The organism is Glutamicibacter soli, assembly GCF_052322135.1.
In the GTDB taxonomy this organism is placed as follows: domain Bacteria; phylum Actinomycetota; class Actinomycetes; order Actinomycetales; family Micrococcaceae; genus Glutamicibacter; species Glutamicibacter soli.
Map to the genome: position 1 here is coordinate 2605865 of NZ_CM125969.1, position 18589 is coordinate 2624453.

Consider the following 18589-nt stretch of genomic DNA (forward strand, 5'->3'; position numbering starts at 1 on the left):
GCGTGTCGCGTAAATTTTAGTCACGACAGTCCGCAAAAGTTTTCACTTTCATCGGAGGCCTTATAGTTTGAAGCAGTTGTATCGATCCCGAACCCCAGGCATTATCCTGCGTGAGAGTCGATCCCGGTCGTTCAAACCAGCCGATTACCCCGGCAAACGGGGATCGGGTTGCACCGAAGCAACTTATCTAGTCTGACAGGTCGGCGGGAATCGCGCAAATCTTTTGGGCGCATCCGGGCGCGTGATCTTGACCTCACGCGCCGCCAAGGGCTACCTGGGCTGCCCGGAATCCGGCTGGTCCTCGCCGGCATCGGGGCGATTGGACGGCGGCCACGGCGCTCCGGGCACCGGGTGCTGGCCCGGCTGGGGGCTCCCGGACGGAATGGACCCGGCAGGTCCCCCGCCCTGCTTCAAGCTGTCCACCCGGGAAAGCTTGATCACCGCCGCGGCAATCAGGCCCACGCCGAGGATTACCAGCCAGAGGAAGGCCAGCGACCTCAAGGACCAGAGCACTGCCAGGGTAATGGTTGCGGCGCCCCACCAGATGTAGAGGCGGCGGCCCTGCTTCAGTCCGTAGGCGATCAGCGCCGCGAAGAAAATGAGCGCGTAGATCCTGGTCGCCGGTTTGGCATCGACAAGGTTCGCCAGCATCGCCAGGTTCGCCATCACGCCGGCGACAACCAGGTACCGGTTGGCCAGCACCGGCTTTTTTTGCAGGTTGCGCCAGACGACGAGCAGCACGAAGACCAAGCTGGAGTAACAGGCGAGGATGCTTGCTTCCGGCAGGTGCTCCAGGATCGTGTAGCTGCTGATACCCAGGTAGGCGGCCAATGGCAGCAGCAGATCCAGGGTGTACGGCTTGAGCTGTTGAGGGCATTCGAAGATGCGCACGGCCACTGCCACCGCGAAGACCAGCGCCGCGCCGCCCAGTACCGGGCCGGGTTCCCGGTTGCCCAGGTGGGCCAACGCGCCGGCTCCGAAGGCGCAGGCAAGGCCCATCAGCAGGTACAACCGCGAGGCGGATCCCCTGGCGTCCGCTGCCCGGTAGGCCTCGGCGGGATAGCTGGGGCGCGCCTCGGCGAAACGTCCATGGGTCGCGGCCATGACGTAGAAGACGAAGGTGGCGGCCAGCAGGGCCCAGACCACGTCCAGGGTCTGCAACCGGCTGAGAACCTGCACATTTCGCCACAGCTGTACCGAGTAGAGCAGCGCGGCGCAGGCGGCGAGGCCGGAGCCCAGGGCGAACCAGGCGACAGACCGGGTGTGCACCATCAAGGCGAAGTACACCGCGGTCAGGGCGGCGCTGGCAAGCACCCATCCATCACCGGGGATCCGGGCATTGAGCACCAGCAGCGGCAGGAACATTCCCGCACCGACGGCCACGCCCACATCCGGCCGGCGTCGGAAGATCCACTCCGCGGCCGCGGCCGCGCCGGAAAGAACCAGCAGCAGCCCGAAGGCCACCGGGGTGTCCCACCACGAGTTCCTGACCCATCCGCTCTGCGTGGACAGGTCCAACGCGGGGATCTGGATGAGGGCGAGCACGGACAGCAGCGGGGCGAAGAGATAAGCCTGGCGCCACCGGCCGGCTGAGTGCTCTGCCATGAACAACGCCGTGCCGTAAAGTCCAAACAACAGGCTTTGCAGCAGCAGCACTCCCCTGTCGGCATCGAGGCCCACGCTGGAATAGCCCAGCGTGGACACCGGGATGAACACCAGCATGCCCCAGGCGATGATACGCAGCTCAAGGCGCAGTTCACGGCGCTGGCGCCAGGCGGAACCGAGCCGGACTAGCTGCGGCAGCACCACCGAGACGCTGAACAGGGCGAACTGTCCGTGGCCGTCGAAGTTCATGTGCCCCGTGAACCACCAGACGGCGCTGGAGAAAGTAAGCTGGGCGGCGCCTGCGTAGATCATCTTCCAGCCGGCAATCCGGACCCGGCGGGCCTCAGCCAGGAAATAGGCCAGCAGCACCAGGGCGATGGCCAACCCCGGCTGCCACAGGCTCGCGCCCAGGCTCAGCAGGTAGACCAGGGCCAGCACTGCGGCGGCGGTTCCGCGCACTGCGTGCTCTTTCGTCAGGCTTCGAGGTGCGGCGCGCAGCGCGGCCAGTATCGTCAGCGCGAGGGTGGGCACTGCGCCGGCATTGAACCACCCCACAGGCTCCAACCCGTAGTAGGCCTCGGCATCCGCAAAGTCCAGACTGGTGAGCAGGGCGAGGCTCGCCAACGCCAAGGCGGCGCTGCAGGCCAAGCGCAGCTGGCGCAGGTCGATGCCCCGATAGATCAGGGTTTTGCTCCCGCTGGCAACAGCGTCCATGGCCCACAAGGCGAAAAGCGGCACCCACAGACCCAGGACGCTGGCCACGCTGAGCGCGGCGGGCTGCGCAGGGTATCCCAGATCGCCTGCCGCGGCGCCGGCGGTCACGCCGAGGGCAAGGCAGAGCGCCCAGCCGATCACCCGGTAGGCTACGGACCACGGAGCTGGCATCTTCGTCCGCAGTGCCAGAACCACGAGCAGCGCCAAGCCCAGCGCGGGTAGCAGGCGCCAGGGTTCAGCAGCGTTGTCCATGCCGGGAAGAACGGCGAACGCCAGCAAGGCTGCGAGCTCGATCTTTGCCTGTCGCCACAGCCCGGGAACTGCGGCGAGCACGAGCACAGGCACCGCCACGAAGCTAATCAGCCCGGTATCGGCGCCGAACGCCGAAGCCTGATAGGCGGTGACCACAGACAGCAGCGCCAGCATCCACAAGGTGGCGCGCTCGATGCGCCACAGCCTGGCGTCGACCGCGAAGATGGCGCGGTAGCTGTCGCCGGCCAGCACCACGGCCAGGGCCTGCGCGGCAAGCAGCACCGCGACGACCAGCGCGATGGATCGCACCGGCAGCTCCAGCAGCGCGCAGCCTGCAATAACCGTGAGCATGGCGGTGGCGCGCGCGGAGAGGAAACGCAGGTGTCGAGCCCGCTCGAACAGCCTGACCGAGAGCAGCAGCTGGGCTGTCAGTAGGAAGAAGACCCAGAGGTAGTTCCGCGCGGTCAGCGCCGGGGACAGGATTACCGCGAGGGCCAGCACCAGCGCGGGGATCATCTGGGCGGTGGTCTTCAGCGCCTGGAAGAAGATCGAGTCGCGAACGGTCCGGCTGCGAGTGGCCGCCAGCAGCAGGATGATCGAGAGGACCAGCAGGACGAGCAGGTAATAGAATACTCCGCGCTGCATGGTCGCGGCCGAGGCCATGGCGGTGCTCACCAGAATGAGCACCGCCAGCCAGGCGAGCACCCGTGAACGGAAGCGCACCGTGGCGTAGCCGACAGCCACCGTGGCGATCGCCGAGAAAACCAGCCAGACGGTCGGTCCGCTCAGGTCCACGGTGTTGTAGGTGGCGATGGCGCACAACGGCAGCAGGGCCAGCCCGGTGCCGGCGAACGCGGCCGCCGCAGGCCTCAGGGATTCACGGGTGGCATGGACTGCCAGTCCCCCGCCGTAGAAGGCGGCAGCCAGTGCGAAGAGCGCCACCAGCTTGGCCAGCGGCAACAGCGCGAAGCTGAGGAACAGCGCCCCAGCGGCCACGATCATCAAGGCCGCGACGTACAGGGTGACGTTGATATTGCGCAGTTCGCGTTCGCGCTTGCTCAGGACCTTGACCGGGGCTGCGGGCGCCGGAGGCTGCGCAGCCGTGCGGTTGCCTCCCGTCTGCAGGATGCGCGGACGGTCCTGCCAGGCGCCGGACGCGCCTGGGACGGCCGGGATGTCCGCGGCTGCACCCGCGAGATACGGCTGCCCCGCCGGCGGCGGTACGGCGTCCGGCTGCGGGGCGGCCTGCGGCTCCGTCGTTTGGAATGCGGCGGGCCTGGGGATGCCGGCAGCCGGCAGGTGCTTGTCCTGTTCCGGCCCTGACTCGACTGCATCGGGGAGCTCGGGGCTGGGGCCGGGTTCCCTGCGCAGCTCGCCGAGGAACCGGACCGCGGCCTCGTAGCCTTCCTGCCACGCGGTTTCCCGGGCTTGGCGCAGGGCCTGCGCGTCACTGGAGGGCGCCTTGCGGCCCGCGTTGCGGCCGACAATAAATGCCGCCGCGATGAATACCAGTGCTACGAGTACTTCCATTGCCCCGGCACTCCCCTCGCTGATGATTCGTCAATCCGACGGGAATATCCCGCCCCTCTAATTAGACCACCTTTTAGAGTTACTCACCACATCGGGTAGCATTTAAGACAGAAATCCCCGCCACTCGTAATGAGTGGCGGGGATTGCCGATAGACCGCTAGCGATCTAGATCGTCAAGCAGAGACTACTTGGTGATCTTGGTGACCTTGCCCGAACCAACGGTGCGGCCGCCTTCGCGGATTGCGAAGCCGAGGCCCTCTTCCATAGCGATTGGCTGGATCAGCTCAACCGACATTTCGGTGTTGTCGCCTGGCATAACCATTTCGGTGCCCTCTGGGAGGGTGATAACGCCGGTAACGTCGGTGGTGCGGAAGTAGAACTGCGGACGGTAGTTCGAGTAGAACGGGTTGTGACGTCCGCCTTCGTCCTTCGACAGGATGTAGACGTTGGCTTCGAAGTTGGTGTGCGGGGTGATCGAGCCTGGGGCTACGACAACCTGACCGCGCTCAACATCGTCGCGCTTCAGACCGCGAAGCAGCAGACCACAGTTCTCGCCTGCCCATGCTTCGTCGAGCTGCTTGTGGAACATCTCGATACCGGTAACGGTGGTCTTCTGGATCGGGCGGATGCCAACGATCTCAACTTCCGAGTTGATGGCCAGGGTGCCACGCTCGGCGCGACCGGTCACCACGGTACCGCGACCGGTGATGGTGAAGACGTCCTCGATCGGCATCAGGAATGGCTTGTCGCGGTCGCGAACTGGATCCGGGATGAAGGTGTCAGCAGCGTCCATCAGTTCCTCAACAGCTGCAACCCACTTTGGATCGCCTTCGAGGGCCTTCAGAGCCGAAACCTTGATGACTGGTGCGTCGTCGCCATCGAAGCCCTGCGAGGACAGAAGTTCACGAACTTCCATCTCCACGAGCTCGAGCAGCTCTTCGTCGTCAACCATGTCGGACTTGTTCAGTGCGACCATCAGGGTAGGAACACCAACCTGGCGGGCCAGCAGAACGTGCTCGCGGGTCTGAGCCATTGGGCCGTCAGTTGCGGCAACAACCAGGATCGCGCCGTCCATCTGAGCAGCACCGGTGATCATGTTCTTGACGTAGTCAGCGTGACCTGGAGCATCAACGTGTGCGTAGTGACGCTTCTCGGTCTGGTACTCGATGTGCGAGATGTTGATGGTAATACCGCGCTGGCGCTCTTCCGGAGCCGAGTCAATGTTAGCGAAGTCGCGCTGCTCGTTCAGGTCCGGGTACTTGTCAGCCAGAACCTTGGAGATTGCTGCGGTCAGAGTGGTCTTACCGTGGTCGACGTGACCGATGGTACCAATGTTGACGTGCGGCTTGCTGCGCTCGAACTTTGCCTTTGCCACAAGTTCCTCCTAGAAACATTTACAGAAGACTTTTTTCGTCTGCGCGGTTCGCAAACGAACTTCAAATAGTCTACTGGGGGCATGGATAAATATGGAAATTTCGGTCCTCTGCGGGCCCTGCATGTGATGCAAATCCCTCGTTGGCCGTTTGCAAGGCCGGCGTCGACGGATCTCCGCCGGCCTCGCGATCGGCCACTTCCCCACTCGGGGGTCACGGCCAAGTTTTGGTTCCGAGGCGATTACTCGCCGCGGGACTTCTGGATGATCTCGTCGGCAACTGCCTTCGGGACCTCAGAGTAGCTGTCGAAGGTCATCGAGTAAACTGCACGACCCTGGGTCTTCGAACGCAGGTCACCAATGTAACCGAACATCTCAGACAGCGGAACAGCTGCGCGGATGACCTTGACGCCTGCGGCGTCGGACATCTCCTGGATCGAGCCACGGCGGGAGTTCAGGTCGCCGATAACGTCGCCCATGTACTCTTCCGGGGTACGAACTTCAACGGCCATCAGCGGTTCGAGCAGAACAGGGTTGGCGCGGCGTGCACCTTCCTTGAAGACCTGCGAACCGGCGATCTTGAACGCCATTTCCGAGGAGTCGACGTCGTGGTAGGCACCATCGATGAGGGTAGCCTTCACGCCGACCAGCGGGTAGCCGGCGAGGATGCCGTACTGCATAGCATCCTGGATACCAGCGTCAACCGACGGGATGTACTCACGAGGCACGCGACCGCCGGTGACGGCGTTCTTGAACTCGTAGGTTACGCCGTCCACAACTTCCAGAGGCTCGAACGTGACCTGGACCTTTGCGAACTGGCCCGAACCACCGGTCTGCTTCTTGTGGGTGAAGTCGACCTTCTCCACAGCCTTCTTGATGGTTTCGCGGTATGCAACCTGCGGCTTGCCGACGTTGGCCTCCACGCGGAATTCACGCTTCATGCGGTCCACCAGGATGTCCAGGTGGAGTTCGCCCATGCCGCCGATTTCGGTCTGGCCGGTGTCTTCGTTCAGCGAAACGGTGAAGGTTGGATCCTCCGCCGACAGCTTCTGAATAGCGGTCGACAGCTTCTCCTGGTCGCCCTTGGTCTTAGGCTCGATGGCCACGAAGATCACTGGATCCGGGAAGGTCATCGACTCGAGGACGATTGGATTCTGTGGATCGCACAGGGTGTCACCGGTAGTGGTGTCCTTCAGGCCGATGACAGCGTAGATGTGACCTGCGTGGATCTCGTCTACCGGCTGCTCCTTGTTGGCGTGCATCTGGAAGAGCTTGCCAACGCGTTCCTTCTTCTGCTTGGTCGAGTTCAGCAGCTGTGCGCCGGACTCGGCCTTGCCGGAGTAAACGCGGACGAAGTTGAGCTGACCGAAGAACGGGTGAGCAGCGATCTTGAAAGCCAGTGCCGAGAATGGTGCATCCTCGGAAGGCTCGCGGGTGAGCTCGATTTCCTCGTTCTTTGGATCGTGACCTACCATGGCGCCCACGTCCAGAGGACTTGGCAGGAAGTCGATCACGGCGTCCAGCATCGGCTGAACACCACGGTTCTTGAACGCCGAACCACAGAAGACCGGGTAGGCTTCCGAGTTCACGGTCAGCTTGCGGATGCCGGCCTTCAGCTCGTCCAGCGAGATCTCTTCGCCTTCGAGGTACTTCTCCATGAGCTCTTCGGATGCCTCAGCGACATCTTCGACCAGCTTGGCGCGGTACTCTTCGGCCTTTTCCTGCAGGTCTGCAGGAATTTCGCGAGTCTCGTAAGCAGCGCCCATGGTGACGTCGCCCTTGGCGTCGCCTTCCCAGACGAATGCCTTCATGGTCAGCAGGTCCACCACGCCGGTGAACTCCGACTCGGAGCCGATTGGCAGCTGCATGACCAGCGGCTTGGCACCCAGGCGGTTGATGATGGTGTCCACGGTGAAGTAGAAGTCAGCACCGAGCTTGTCCATCTTGTTCACGAAGCAGATACGTGGAACGTTGTACTTGTCAGCCTGACGCCAAACGGTCTCGGACTGAGGCTCAACGCCTTCCTTGCCGTCGAACACGGCAACGGCGCCATCGAGCACGCGCAGCGAGCGCTCCACCTCAACGGTGAAGTCAACGTGGCCCGGGGTATCGATGATGTTGATCTGGTTCTTGTTCCAGAAGCAAGTCACGGCCGCGGAGGTAATGGTGATACCGCGTTCCTTTTCCTGCTCCATCCAGTCGGTGGTTGCGCCACCGTCGTGGGTCTCACCGAGCTTGTGGTTTACACCCGTGTAGAACAGGATGCGCTCAGTAGTAGTGGTCTTACCGGCATCGATGTGAGCCATGATGCCGATGTTGCGGACCTTGTTCAGGTCAGTCAGCACGTCCTGTGCCACGTTGTCTCCCTAAGAGGTGATGCTGGATTTGCTGGGCGCCGGTAGACGCCCAGCAAATCCAAGCGGTTCTTACCAGCGGTAATGGGCGAATGCCTTGTTGGACTCAGCCATCTTGTGAGTGTCTTCGCGACGCTTCACAGCTGCGCCCAGACCGTTCGAAGCGTCCAGGATCTCGTTCATCAGACGCTCGATCATGGTCTTCTCGCGGCGAGCCTTCGAGTAGCCAACCAGCCAGCGCAGAGCCAGTGCGGTTGCACGGCCTGGCTTGACCTCGACAGGAACCTGGTAGGTCGCGCCACCAACACGGCGGGAACGAACCTCAAGGGCCGGGCGGATGTTATCCATGGCCTTCTTGAGGGTCGACACTGCGTCGGTGCCGGACTTTGCAGCTGCACCTTCGAGTGCACCGTAAACAATGCGCTCTGCGGTGGACTTCTTGCCGTCTACGAGAACCTTGTTGATCAGCTGGGTGACCAGTGGGGAATCGTAAACTGGATCAGAAACTAGTGGGCGCTTTGGCGCCGGACCCTTACGAGGCATTACTTACCATCCTTCTTTGCACCGTAGCGGGAACGAGCCTGCTTACGATCCTTCACACCCTGGGTATCCAGAGCACCACGAACAATCTTGTAGCGGACACCTGGCAAGTCCTTCACACGACCACCGCGAACGAGCACGATGGAGTGTTCCTGCAGGTTGTGACCGACACCTGGAATGTAAGCGGTGACCTCAATACCACCGGCAAGGCGCACACGTGCGACCTTACGCAGTGCCGAGTTCGGCTTCTTCGGGGTGGTGGTGTACACACGGGTGCACACGCCACGGCGCATTGGGTTGCCCTTCAGGGCAGGAGCCTTGGTCTTTACGACCTTAGGCGAGCGGCCCTTGCGGACCAGCTGCTGAATAGTAGGCACTTTCGTGTCCTTCCATTGTCTAAGTTCTTCGGCACGGCATCGGAGCGGGCGGGCTCTTGCGGGCTCACACTGTTCTTCTGCAGCACTAACTGCTTGCTTTACCGCCCATCCAGGATCAGAATGTCCCTAGGCGTGCGAAAGTGTGGCATTCGTTGCGCAACCTACCCGCAACCCGGACCGTGTCCATTTTGCCACACATAAAACAATTGCCTTAACTCTAGCATTAATCGGCCCCTGCACCATGAACAGTAAGCTATCTCACCGCGTCGGCACCGTGCGATTACTGCTTGATGCCGCCGACCGGCGAGGAATCTGGCTCCAACCTATCCCCCGCCCGTGAACGCGCGAGCGCCGCGAGGTAAAGGCCCACTGAACAGCGAGGCGGAGGATCCAGTGGAATCTCTAGTAGCAATATCTGCCAGGAGATAAATCTACTTGCTGACTGTCTGCTTTTCTCCGGCCGGTTCCCCGATCTGCATCAGCCGCTGGGCGTTGGCCTGGTAGGCCTTGACCACATTGCGGTTGTGCAGTTCCAAGATGGCCTCGTCATTGCGGCGCAGACTGGTGGAATTGTAATTGTGGCTCCCAGTGAAGACGAAGGAGGCATCCCCGCGGTTGCCTTCGGGAGAGGCTGAATCACGCATTCCGGACACGACGAAGTACTTCGAGTGCACGCGTCCAGTAGTAGATGTATCCTCTACTACGCGGCGTTCGATGCCCGCGGCATCCAGCACGGCGGCGACCTGCCCGTCAACCGGTCCAGCGGCCACGGTGACCTCGCAGCCTTCGGCCTTCAGACGCCCGAGTTCTTCCGCGACGGCGGCGCGCGTATCGTCCCACTCGCTCATGGTGACAGCCACCGAGCTGTTCTTGTTTTTGCACTGCAGCTCCGAAAGCCGTTGCGCCACCGGGTCCGCAGTTGCCGCCGGGAAGAAGCGGACGACCGACACACCGGCCGGCCCGCGTGAGGTCTCGGTGCGGTGGTAATCCGGAGTCTGCTCCATACGAGCCATGTCCGCATGGTAGGAACGGTATGCACGGTACAGCCCGTCATCGCCGGTCACGGTAAGTGCGTTGTTCCAGTAGCTCACATGGTTCACATCCGTGACGTTGGCCGAGGACTGCACCACTACGTTCTGCTGCCCGGACACCGAGGAGAACAGCGCGAACTTGTTGTGCATGCCCTTGGTCCCCTGGCAGGAGCTGGTGTTCCCCTCCGGCGAGGTATTCGAGCAGACCGCCACCCAGGATCCGGCGGTCGTGTCGGTCCCCAGGGCCTTAATCAGCCGCGCCGACGGCGCCTTGGAAATCTGCCACCCGTCCATGACCACCTGGATCTTCACCCCGCGTTCGTGCGCGGCCAGCAACTGGTCGACGTAGTCTTCGCCGCTCTGTCCCGAAATCACGAATGCCGCCAGCGAAATGGTGGACCCCGCATCGGCCTGCTTGAAGTAGGAGCACAACCGTTCGGCAACTGCTCCGGCCCGGTCCTGCAACGGGTCGGAGAAGACCGCGCCGGTTTCAATTTTGACCGGCGGCGCTGCGGCGCAGGGTGTTTCGGGCTGCTTGCCCGGATCGATCTGCCCGGCGGCCTGCGCCGGCAGCGTACTGAACAGCAGTCCCAGGCCCAGTGCCCCTGCTGCGATGGCTCGTGATGTCTTTCCCAACTTCTCACCGTCTTCGTCTTCGATTCGTGGCGGGTTGCGGGGTTACCCGAGCCCGCGCTCCAACTTCTGCACGATTTCATATTGTGGTGAGCACCAAGTGAAGCCCTGGTGAACAGGCCTTTGCCAAATTAAAAGCGCAAGCGCCCGCCGCACACTTGCGTGTGCGGCGGGCGCCCTACGAGCTGGCTAGCTGCCAGCCTCGGTGCTTGCCGGTTTAGCGGAAGTCCGAGCCGTGGTCGTAGTCGTCCATCGAGATGGCGCGGAATTCAGGCGACAGCCCGCCTTCCAGCGCATCGTCGTAGAGACCCGAGGAGAATGCCGAGGTACCGGTGAACAAAGTTGCCTTTGCCTCGTCGGTCGGCTCGACCTCGACCTGGGTGTAGCGATCCAGACCGGTACCGGCCGGGATCAGCTTACCGATGATCACGTTCTCCTTCAGACCGCGCAGCGGATCTTCCTTGCCCTCCATCGCGGCCTGGGTCAGGACGCGGGTGGTTTCCTGGAAGGAAGCCGCCGACAGCCACGAATCGGTGGCCAGCGATGCCTTGGTGATGCCCATCATCTCGTCACGGCCAGCGGCCGGACGCTTGCCCTCGGCGACTGCCTTGCGGTTCGCAGCGGTGAAGCGCGAACGGTCGGCCAGCTCACCCGGGAGCAACTCGGTCTCGCCGGACTCGATGACGGTGACGCGACGCAGCATCTGGCGGACGATGACTTCCACGTGCTTATCGTGGATGCCCACACCCTGGGACTGGTACACGTCCTGGACCTCGCGGACCAGGAACTTCTGCGCCTCGCGTGGGCCCAGAACTCGCAGCACCTGCTTCGGGTCAAGGGTACCGCTGGTCAGCTGGGTACCGGCGACGATGGACTGGCCATCTTCCACCAGCAGACGGGCACGACGCAGAACCGGGTAGGCCTGCTTCTCGTCGCCGTTGTCCGGTGTGACCACAACACGCAGCTGCTTCTCGTCGTCCTCGATCGACACGCGACCGGAGACCTCCGACATCGGAGCCACACCCTTCGGGGTACGGGCTTCGAAGAGCTCCTGGATACGAGGCAGACCCTGGGTGATGTCGTCGGCCGATGCCACACCACCGGTGTGGAAGGTACGCATGGTCAGCTGGGTACCGGGCTCGCCGATGGACTGCGCGGCGATGATGCCCACTGCCTCGCCGATGTCCACGGTCTTGCCGGTGGCCAGCGAACGGCCGTAGCACAGCGCACAGGTTCCAACGGCCGAGTCGCAGGTCAGCACGGAGCGGACGCGGATCTCATCCACGCCTGCAGCGTACAGCTCGTCGATCAGCACGTCGCCCACGTCGGAACCGGCGGTCGCCAGCACGTTGCCCTCGGCGTCCTTGACGTCGGCGGCCAGCGTACGGGTGTAGGCCGAGTTCTCCACGGTCTCGTGCTTGATGCGGATGCCCGAGCTGGAGTCGGCGATCGCGACGGTCAGGCCGCGCTTGGTGCCGCAGTCCTCTTCGCGAACGATGACATCCTGCGAGACGTCCACCAGACGACGGGTCAGGTAACCCGAGTTGGCGGTCTTCAGCGCGGTATCCGCCAGGCCCTTACGGGCGCCGTGGGTCGCGATGAAGTACTCCAGCACCGACAGGCCTTCACGGTAGGAAGACTTGATCGGACGCGGGATGATCTCGCCCTTGGGGTTGGACACCAGACCACGGATACCGGCAATCTGGCGCAGTTGCAGCCAGTTACCACGAGCCTTGGAGGTCACCATTCGGTTAATGGTGTTCAGCTCTTCCATGCCGTTCTTCATGGCCTCGGCAACCTCGTCGGTGGCCTTGGTCCAGATGTCGATCAGGTCCTGGCGGCGTTCGATGTCGGAGATCAGGCCCTTGTCGTACGAACCCTGGACCTTGCGGGCACGTTCCTCGTACGGCTCAAGGATTTCTGCCTTGTTCATGTTCGAGGTGATGTCCGAGATCGCCACGGTGATGCCCGAGCGGGTAGCCCAGTGGAAACCTGCGTCCTTCAGGTTGTCCAGCGTTGCCGCCGCGACGACCTTCGGGTAGCGCTCGGCAAGGTCGTTGACGATGTCCGAGAGCGCATCCTTGCCGGCCACGCGGGAAACCCATGGGTAGTCCGCCGGCAGCGTGTCGTTGAACAGCACCTGGCCCAGCGAGGTCTCCAGCAAGGCTTCGGTGCCCGGCTCCCAGCCCTCTGGGGCCGGCTGCTCGTCCGAAGGAACGAAGTTCTCGACACGCACCTTGATCGGGGCGTTCAGGTGCAGCTCGCCGCGGTCCTTGGCCATGATGGCCTCGGAGACCGAGGAGAACACGCGCCCGGCGCCGATCTCGTCCTCGCGCTTGGTGGTGAGGTGGTGCAGGCCGATGATCATATCCTGCGAGGGCAGAGCCACCGGACGGCCGTCCGAAGGCTTCAGGATGTTGTGCGAGGACAGCATCAGGATGCGTGCTTCAGCCTGAGCTTCCGGGCTCAGCGGCAGGTGGACTGCCATCTGGTCGCCGTCGAAGTCAGCGTTGAACGCGCCGCAAACCAGCGGGTGCAGCTGCAGGGCCTTGCCTTCGACCAGCTGTGGCTCGAAGGCCTGGATGCCCAGGCGGTGCAGGGTAGGCGCACGGTTCAGCAGCACCGGGTGCTCGGTAATGATCTCTTCGAGAACATCCCACACCTGCGGGCGGTAGCGCTCGACCATGCGCTTGGCGCTCTTGATGTTCTGCGCGTGGTTGAGGTCAACCAGGCGCTTCATCACGAACGGCTTGAAGAGCTCCAGGGCCATCTGCTTAGGCAGACCGCACTGGTGCAGCTTCAGCTGTGGGCCAACCACGATGACCGAACGGCCCGAGTAGTCAACGCGCTTGCCGAGCAGGTTCTGGCGGAAGCGGCCCTGCTTGCCCTTGAGCATGTCGGACAGCGACTTCAGCGGACGGTTGCCCGGTCCGGTGACCGGACGGCCGCGGCGGCCGTTGTCGAACAGCGAGTCGACGGCTTCCTGCAGCATGCGCTTTTCGTTGTTCACGATGATCTCTGGCGCACCGAGATCAAGCAGGCGCTTGAGGCGGTTATTGCGGTTGATCACGCGGCGGTACAGGTCGTTCAGGTCCGAGGTGGCGAAACGGCCACCGTCGAGCTGGACCATCGGGCGCAGCTCCGGCGGGATCACTGGAACGGCGTCGAGCACCATGCCCTTTGGCGAGTTGCCATTGGCCAGGAATGCGTTGACGACCTTCAGGCGCTTGAGGGCGCGGGCCTTCTTCTGGCCCTTGCCGTTGTCGATGATCTGCTTGAGATCTTCGGCTTCGGCTTCGAGGTCGAAGTTCTCCAGGCGCTTCTGGATCGCCTCGGCGCCCATGGAGCCTTCGAAGAACAGTCCGTACTTCTCACGCATGGTGCGGTACAGGCCTTCGTCGCCTTCGAGGTCGGCGACCTTCAGGCCCTTGAAGCGTTCCCAGACCGCACGCAGGCGCTCGGACTCCGCCTTGGCGCGCTTGTCGATCTGCAGCACGGTCTTCTCGGCCAGGGTGCGGGCCTTGTTCAGCTCGGCGTTCTTGGCGCCGTCTGCCTCAAGACGCTCCAGCTCTGCTTCCAGGTCGGCGGCAACAGCCTTCTTGTCGGCCTCGGCATTGTTGGCCAGCTGGCGCAGTTCAAGGTCGTGCTGTGCCTGCAGGTTCGGCATCTCCGCGTGGCGGCGTTCCTCGTTCACCGAAGTGATCATGTAGGCGGCGAAGTAGATGACCTTTTCCAGGTCCTTGGGTGCCAGATCCAGCAGGTAGCCCAAGCGCGAAGGAACGCCCTTGAAGTACCAGATGTGGGTCACGGGAGCAGCAAGCTCGATGTGACCCATGCGTTCGCGGCGCACGTTCGCACGGGTCACCTCGACGCCGCAGCGTTCGCAGATGATGCCCTTGAAGCGCACGCGCTTGTACTTGCCGCAGTAGCATTCCCAGTCGCGGGAAGGACCGAAGATCTTTTCGCAGAAAAGACCGTCCTTCTCCGGCTTCAGGGTGCGGTAGTTGATGGTTTCAGGCTTCTTAACCTCGCCGTAGCTCCAAGCGCGGATCTCGTCCGCGGTGGCAAGGTTGATGCGCATGAGGCCGAATGAGGAATCGTTGGACATAGGGTCCTTTTCTCTCTTCTATGGTGTCTGAAGTCGATACGAATAAGTCGGTGTGCGGCGCGGCCGCCCGGGCTGTGCAGTCCGGGCGGCGCACCGGACTACACTTCCTCTACGGAGTTCGGCTCCGACCGGGACAGGTCGATGCCGAGCTCTTCTGCGGCACGGAATGATTCCTCGTCCGATTCGCGCATTTCGATTGTCTGGCCGTCGGTGCCGAGCACCTCGACGTTCAGGCACAGCGACTGCATTTCCTTGATCAGAACCTTGAACGATTCCGGAACACCGGGCTCCGGCACGTTCTCGCCCTTCACGATGGCTTCGTAGACCTTCACGCGGCCGTGGATATCATCCGACTTGATGGTCAGGATTTCCTGCAGCGTGTAAGCTGCGCCGTAGGCCTCCAGGGCCCACACTTCCATCTCACCGAAGCGCTGGCCACCGAACTGGGCCTTACCGCCCAGCGGCTGCTGGGTGATCATGGAGTACGGACCGGTGGAGCGGGCGTGGATCTTGTCGTCCACCAGGTGGTGCAGCTTCAAGATGTACATGTAGCCGACCGATACCGGATCCGGGAACGGCTCGCCGGAGCGGCCGTCGAACAGACGGGCCTTGCCGGAGTTGCCGATCAGGCGCACGCCGTCGCGGGTCTTGTTGGTCGAATCCAGGATTCCGCGGATTTCCTCTTCCGAGGCGCCGTCGAAGACCGGGGTTGCCACGGTGGTCGGACCCGACTGGCGAGGCAGGTTCGGCAGGTCCTTGACCCACTGAGGCTCGCCCTCGATGTTCCAACCCTGCTTGGCTGCCCAGCCCAGGTGGATTTCCATGACCTGGCCCACGTTCATGCGGCCTGGCACACCCAGCGGGTTCAGCACGACGTCCAGCGGAGTGCCGTCCTCCAGGAACGGCATGTCCTCCAGCGGCAGGATCTTGGAGATGACGCCCTTGTTGCCGTGGCGGCCTGCGAGCTTGTCACCGTTGGTGATCTTGCGCTTCTGGGCCACGTACACGCGCACCAGCTGGTTGACGCCCGGGCTCAGCTCGTCGTCGTTGTCGCGGTCGAAGATGCGAACGCCGATGACGGTGCCCGACTCGCCGTGCGGCACCTTCAGGGAGGTGTCGCGCACTTCGCGGGACTTCTCACCGAAGATGGCGCGCAACAGGCGCTCTTCAGGGGTCAGCTCGGTTTCGCCCTTCGGGGTCACGCGACCCACCAGCACGTCGCCGGCCTCGACCTCTGCACCGATGTACACGATGCCGCGGTCGTCGAGCTGGGAGAGGATGTCTTCCGAGACATTCGGGATGTCGCGGGTGATTTCCTCGGCGCCCAGCTTGGTGTCGCGGGCGTCGACCTCATGCTCCTCGATGTGGATCGAGGTCAGCACGTCGTCGAAGATCATGCGCTGGGAGAGGATGATCGCATCCTCGTAGTTGTAGCCTTCCCAGGACATGAATGCCACGAGCAGGTTCTTGCCCAGGGACAGCTCGCCCATGTCGGTGGACGGGCCGTCGGCGATGATCGACTGGTACTCCAGGCGGTCGCCTTCGGACACGCGCACGCGCTGGTTGTAGGCGTTGCCCTGGTTCGAGCGGGCGAACTTCATGATCGGGTACATCGACTCGGTGCCGTCGTCGTTCATGACAACCACCAGGTCGGCGGAGACCTCGGTCACCACGCCCGGCTTTCCGGCCACCACGGAGTCGCCGGCGTCAACCGCGGCGTACTTCTCCATGCCGGTGCCGACCAGCGGTCGGTCCGACTGCAGCAGTGGCACAGCCTGGCGCTGCATGTTGGCGCCCATCAGTGCGCGGTTGGCGTCGTCGTGCTCCAGGAATGGAATCAGAGCGGTAGCCACGGACACCATCTGGCGCGGGGAAACGTCCATGAAGGTCACTTCATCGGCGTCGACGATGACAGGCTCGCCGCCACCGCCCTTTTCGCGGACCAGCACGGCGTCTTCGATGAACGCGCCGTTCTCATCCAGCGGGGCGTTGGCCTGCGCGATGTAGTGCTGCAGCTCGTCGTCCGCGGTCAGGTACTCGACCTCGTTGGACACGACGCCGTTGGACACCTTGCGGTACGGGGTCTCGATGAAGCCGAAGGCGTTGATGCGGCCGTAGGTCGCCAACGAACCGATCAAGCCGATGTTCGGGCCTTCCGGGGTTTCAATCGGGCACATGCGGCCGTAGTGCGACGGGTGGACGTCTCGAACTTCCATGCCGGCGCGGTCGCGCGACAGGCCGCCCGGGCCCAGGGCCGACAGGCGGCGCTTGTGGGTCAGGCCGGCCAGCGGGTTGTTCTGGTCCATGAACTGCGAGAGCTGCGAGGTTCCGAAGAACTCCTTGATCGCTGCCACCACTGGGCGGATGTTGATCAGGGTCTGCGGGGTGATCGCCTCGACGTCCTGGGTGGTCATGCGCTCGCGCACAACACGCTCCATGCGGGACAGGCCGGTGCGGATCTGGTTCTCGATCAGTTCGCCCACCGCGCGGATGCGGCGGTTGCCGAAGTGGTCGATGTCGTCCACGTTCACCGGAATATCGACGATCTCGCCCTTGCGGGTGCCGGAGATGGTCTTCTCGCCTGCGTGCAACGCAACCAGGTAGCGGATCATGGCGACGAGGTCGTCGATCGAGAGCACCGAAGCGTTCTCAGCGTTGACCGGGGTCTCCACGCCGAGCTTGCGGTTGATCTTGTAGCGGCCGACCTTTGCCAGGTCGTAGCGCTTAGGCTCGAAGTACATGTTCTTCAGCAGAGCCTGGGCTGCCTCGACCGTAGGAGGCTCGCCTGGACGCAGCTTGCGGTAGATGTCCAGAAGCGCTTCGTTCTGGTCCTTGATGTTGTCCTTCTCAAGGGTGGCGCGTACCGAGTCGTACTGGCCGAATTCGGACAGAATCTGCTCTTCGCTCCAGCCCAAGGCCTTAAGCAGGACGGTGACCGACTGCTTGCGCTTGCGGTCCAGGCGCACGCCGATCTGGTCGCGCTTGTCGATTTCCAGTTCGAACCATGCACCGCGGGACGGGATGATGCGTGCCGAGTAGATGGTCTTGTCACTGGTCTTGTCCGGTGCGGACTCGAAGTATGCACCCGGGGAGCGGACCAGCTGGGACACCACGACACGCTCGGTGCCGTTGATGATGAAGGTGCCCTTTTCAGTCATCAGCGGGAAATCGCCCATGAACACGGTCTGCTGCTTGATTTCGCCGGTTTCATTGTTCATGAATTCGGCCTTGACGTACAGCGGTGCCGAGTAGGTGGCGTCGCGGTCCTTGCACTCCGCAATGGTGTACTTCGGATCAGCGAACTCCGGCTCCGAGAAGCTCAGGGACATGGTGTCCTGGAAGTCCTCGATCGGTGAGATTTCCTCGAAGATTTCGGCCAGTCCCGAGGTGTTCGGCACGCTGGAGTCGCCAGCAGCTTCGGCCTTGGTCAGGCGCTCTACCCAGCGCTCATTGCCGACGAGGCGGTCAAAGCTCTCGGTCTGCAATGCCAGCAGGTTAGGCACTTCAAGTGGTTCGTGAATCTTTGCAAAAGAAAGTCGGCCAGCGTATGCAGCATCGCGAGCCGAACTAGCGGTTTGGTTGTTAGGGTTGCTCGAGGCGACCAAGATGGATCCTTCCAAAGACCGTCAGGTTTCCGAACGCTTACCGTGCTAAGGTGCCTGTCATAGGACAAGCCCTCTTTTTCGTCCACGAGACCCACCGCTATATGAAGGCCGCGCGCGCAAACAGTAAGGCGCAAATTTCAACCTTACCGGAGGAATTTGCACTTGTCGACACCTCCGGCCAAAATCCGTGCTATAGTTTTTGGTTCTGCTCTCGCAACCCCTCGCTCCAGTGTCCCGGGACCCCGGATTTCCCGCGCTGGCAGCGTCGCCCTGCTCCCCCGGGCAGGAACTTTTCCCAGATGATCCCGGCATTTTTTCCCTGCGATTTACACCGCGAGGGCATGAGCTAGTTCACACCTGGTGGCCGAAAAATTCGAGTGCCGCACCTACGTGCGATTAGTCACAGGAGTTTCACGGGGCCGTCGATCTTGCGCTCCGGATTCCAAATGAGCGCAGTTTCTGCGATTG

Annotated in this window: 8 protein-coding genes; all 8 read right to left on the reverse strand. The window is 62.7% G+C overall.

The window, feature by feature from the left end; genetic code table 11:
* Nucleotides 1-270: 270 nt before the first annotated feature.
* Complete coding sequence (locus ACTX90_RS12360; RefSeq protein ID WP_443442169.1) at nucleotides 271-4101, reverse strand: hypothetical protein; 3831 nt, start codon at nucleotides 4099-4101, stop codon at nucleotides 271-273.
* 184 nt (nucleotides 4102-4285) lie between these two features.
* Nucleotides 4286-5476 carry an elongation factor Tu gene (gene tuf, locus ACTX90_RS12365; RefSeq protein ID WP_113607438.1) on the reverse strand — a complete coding sequence of 397 codons (1191 nt, stop codon included), beginning with the start codon at nucleotides 5474-5476 and terminating at the stop codon, nucleotides 4286-4288.
* Nucleotides 5477-5715: 239 nt separating this feature from the next.
* Nucleotides 5716-7830, reverse strand: coding sequence for an elongation factor G (fusA, locus tag ACTX90_RS12370; protein WP_047119683.1), 2115 nt, complete (start codon nucleotides 7828-7830; stop codon nucleotides 5716-5718).
* A gap of 69 nt (nucleotides 7831-7899) precedes the next feature.
* Complete coding sequence (rpsG, locus tag ACTX90_RS12375) at nucleotides 7900-8370, reverse strand: 30S ribosomal protein S7 (RefSeq protein WP_047119684.1); 471 nt, start codon at nucleotides 8368-8370, stop codon at nucleotides 7900-7902.
* Nucleotides 8370-8744: a 30S ribosomal protein S12 gene (rpsL, locus tag ACTX90_RS12380; protein WP_047119685.1), complete on the reverse strand. Its 375-nt coding sequence runs from the start codon at nucleotides 8742-8744 to the stop codon at nucleotides 8370-8372. The genes rpsG and rpsL overlap by 1 nt, the downstream gene beginning before the upstream one ends.
* Before the next feature lie 431 nt (nucleotides 8745-9175).
* On the reverse strand, nucleotides 9176-10411 hold the full coding sequence (locus tag ACTX90_RS12385) for a phospholipase D-like domain-containing protein (RefSeq protein WP_053798531.1): 1236 nt from the start codon (nucleotides 10409-10411) through the stop codon (nucleotides 9176-9178).
* A 214-nt stretch (nucleotides 10412-10625) separates the two neighbouring features.
* Nucleotides 10626-14516 carry a DNA-directed RNA polymerase subunit beta' gene (locus ACTX90_RS12390; protein ID WP_047119686.1) on the reverse strand — a complete coding sequence of 1297 codons (3891 nt, stop codon included), beginning with the start codon at nucleotides 14514-14516 and terminating at the stop codon, nucleotides 10626-10628.
* Between the two features lie 98 nt (nucleotides 14517-14614).
* Complete coding sequence (gene rpoB / locus ACTX90_RS12395) at nucleotides 14615-18121, reverse strand: DNA-directed RNA polymerase subunit beta (protein ID WP_053799447.1); 3507 nt, start codon at nucleotides 18119-18121, stop codon at nucleotides 14615-14617.
* Nucleotides 18122-18589 lie beyond the last annotated feature (468 nt).

Bases quoted from the DNA above. Each gene is read 5' to 3' on its own strand.
- ACTX90_RS12360 (WP_443442169.1), bottom strand. From the start codon at position 4,101: ATGGAAGTACTCGTAGCACTGGTATTCATCGCGGCGGCATTTATTGTC.
- rpsG (WP_047119684.1), bottom strand. From the start codon at position 8,370: ATGCCTCGTAAGGGTCCGGCGCCAAAGCGCCCACTAGTTTCTGATCCA.
- ACTX90_RS12390 (WP_047119686.1), bottom strand. From the start codon at position 14,516: ATGTCCAACGATTCCTCATTCGGCCTCATGCGCATCAACCTTGCCACC.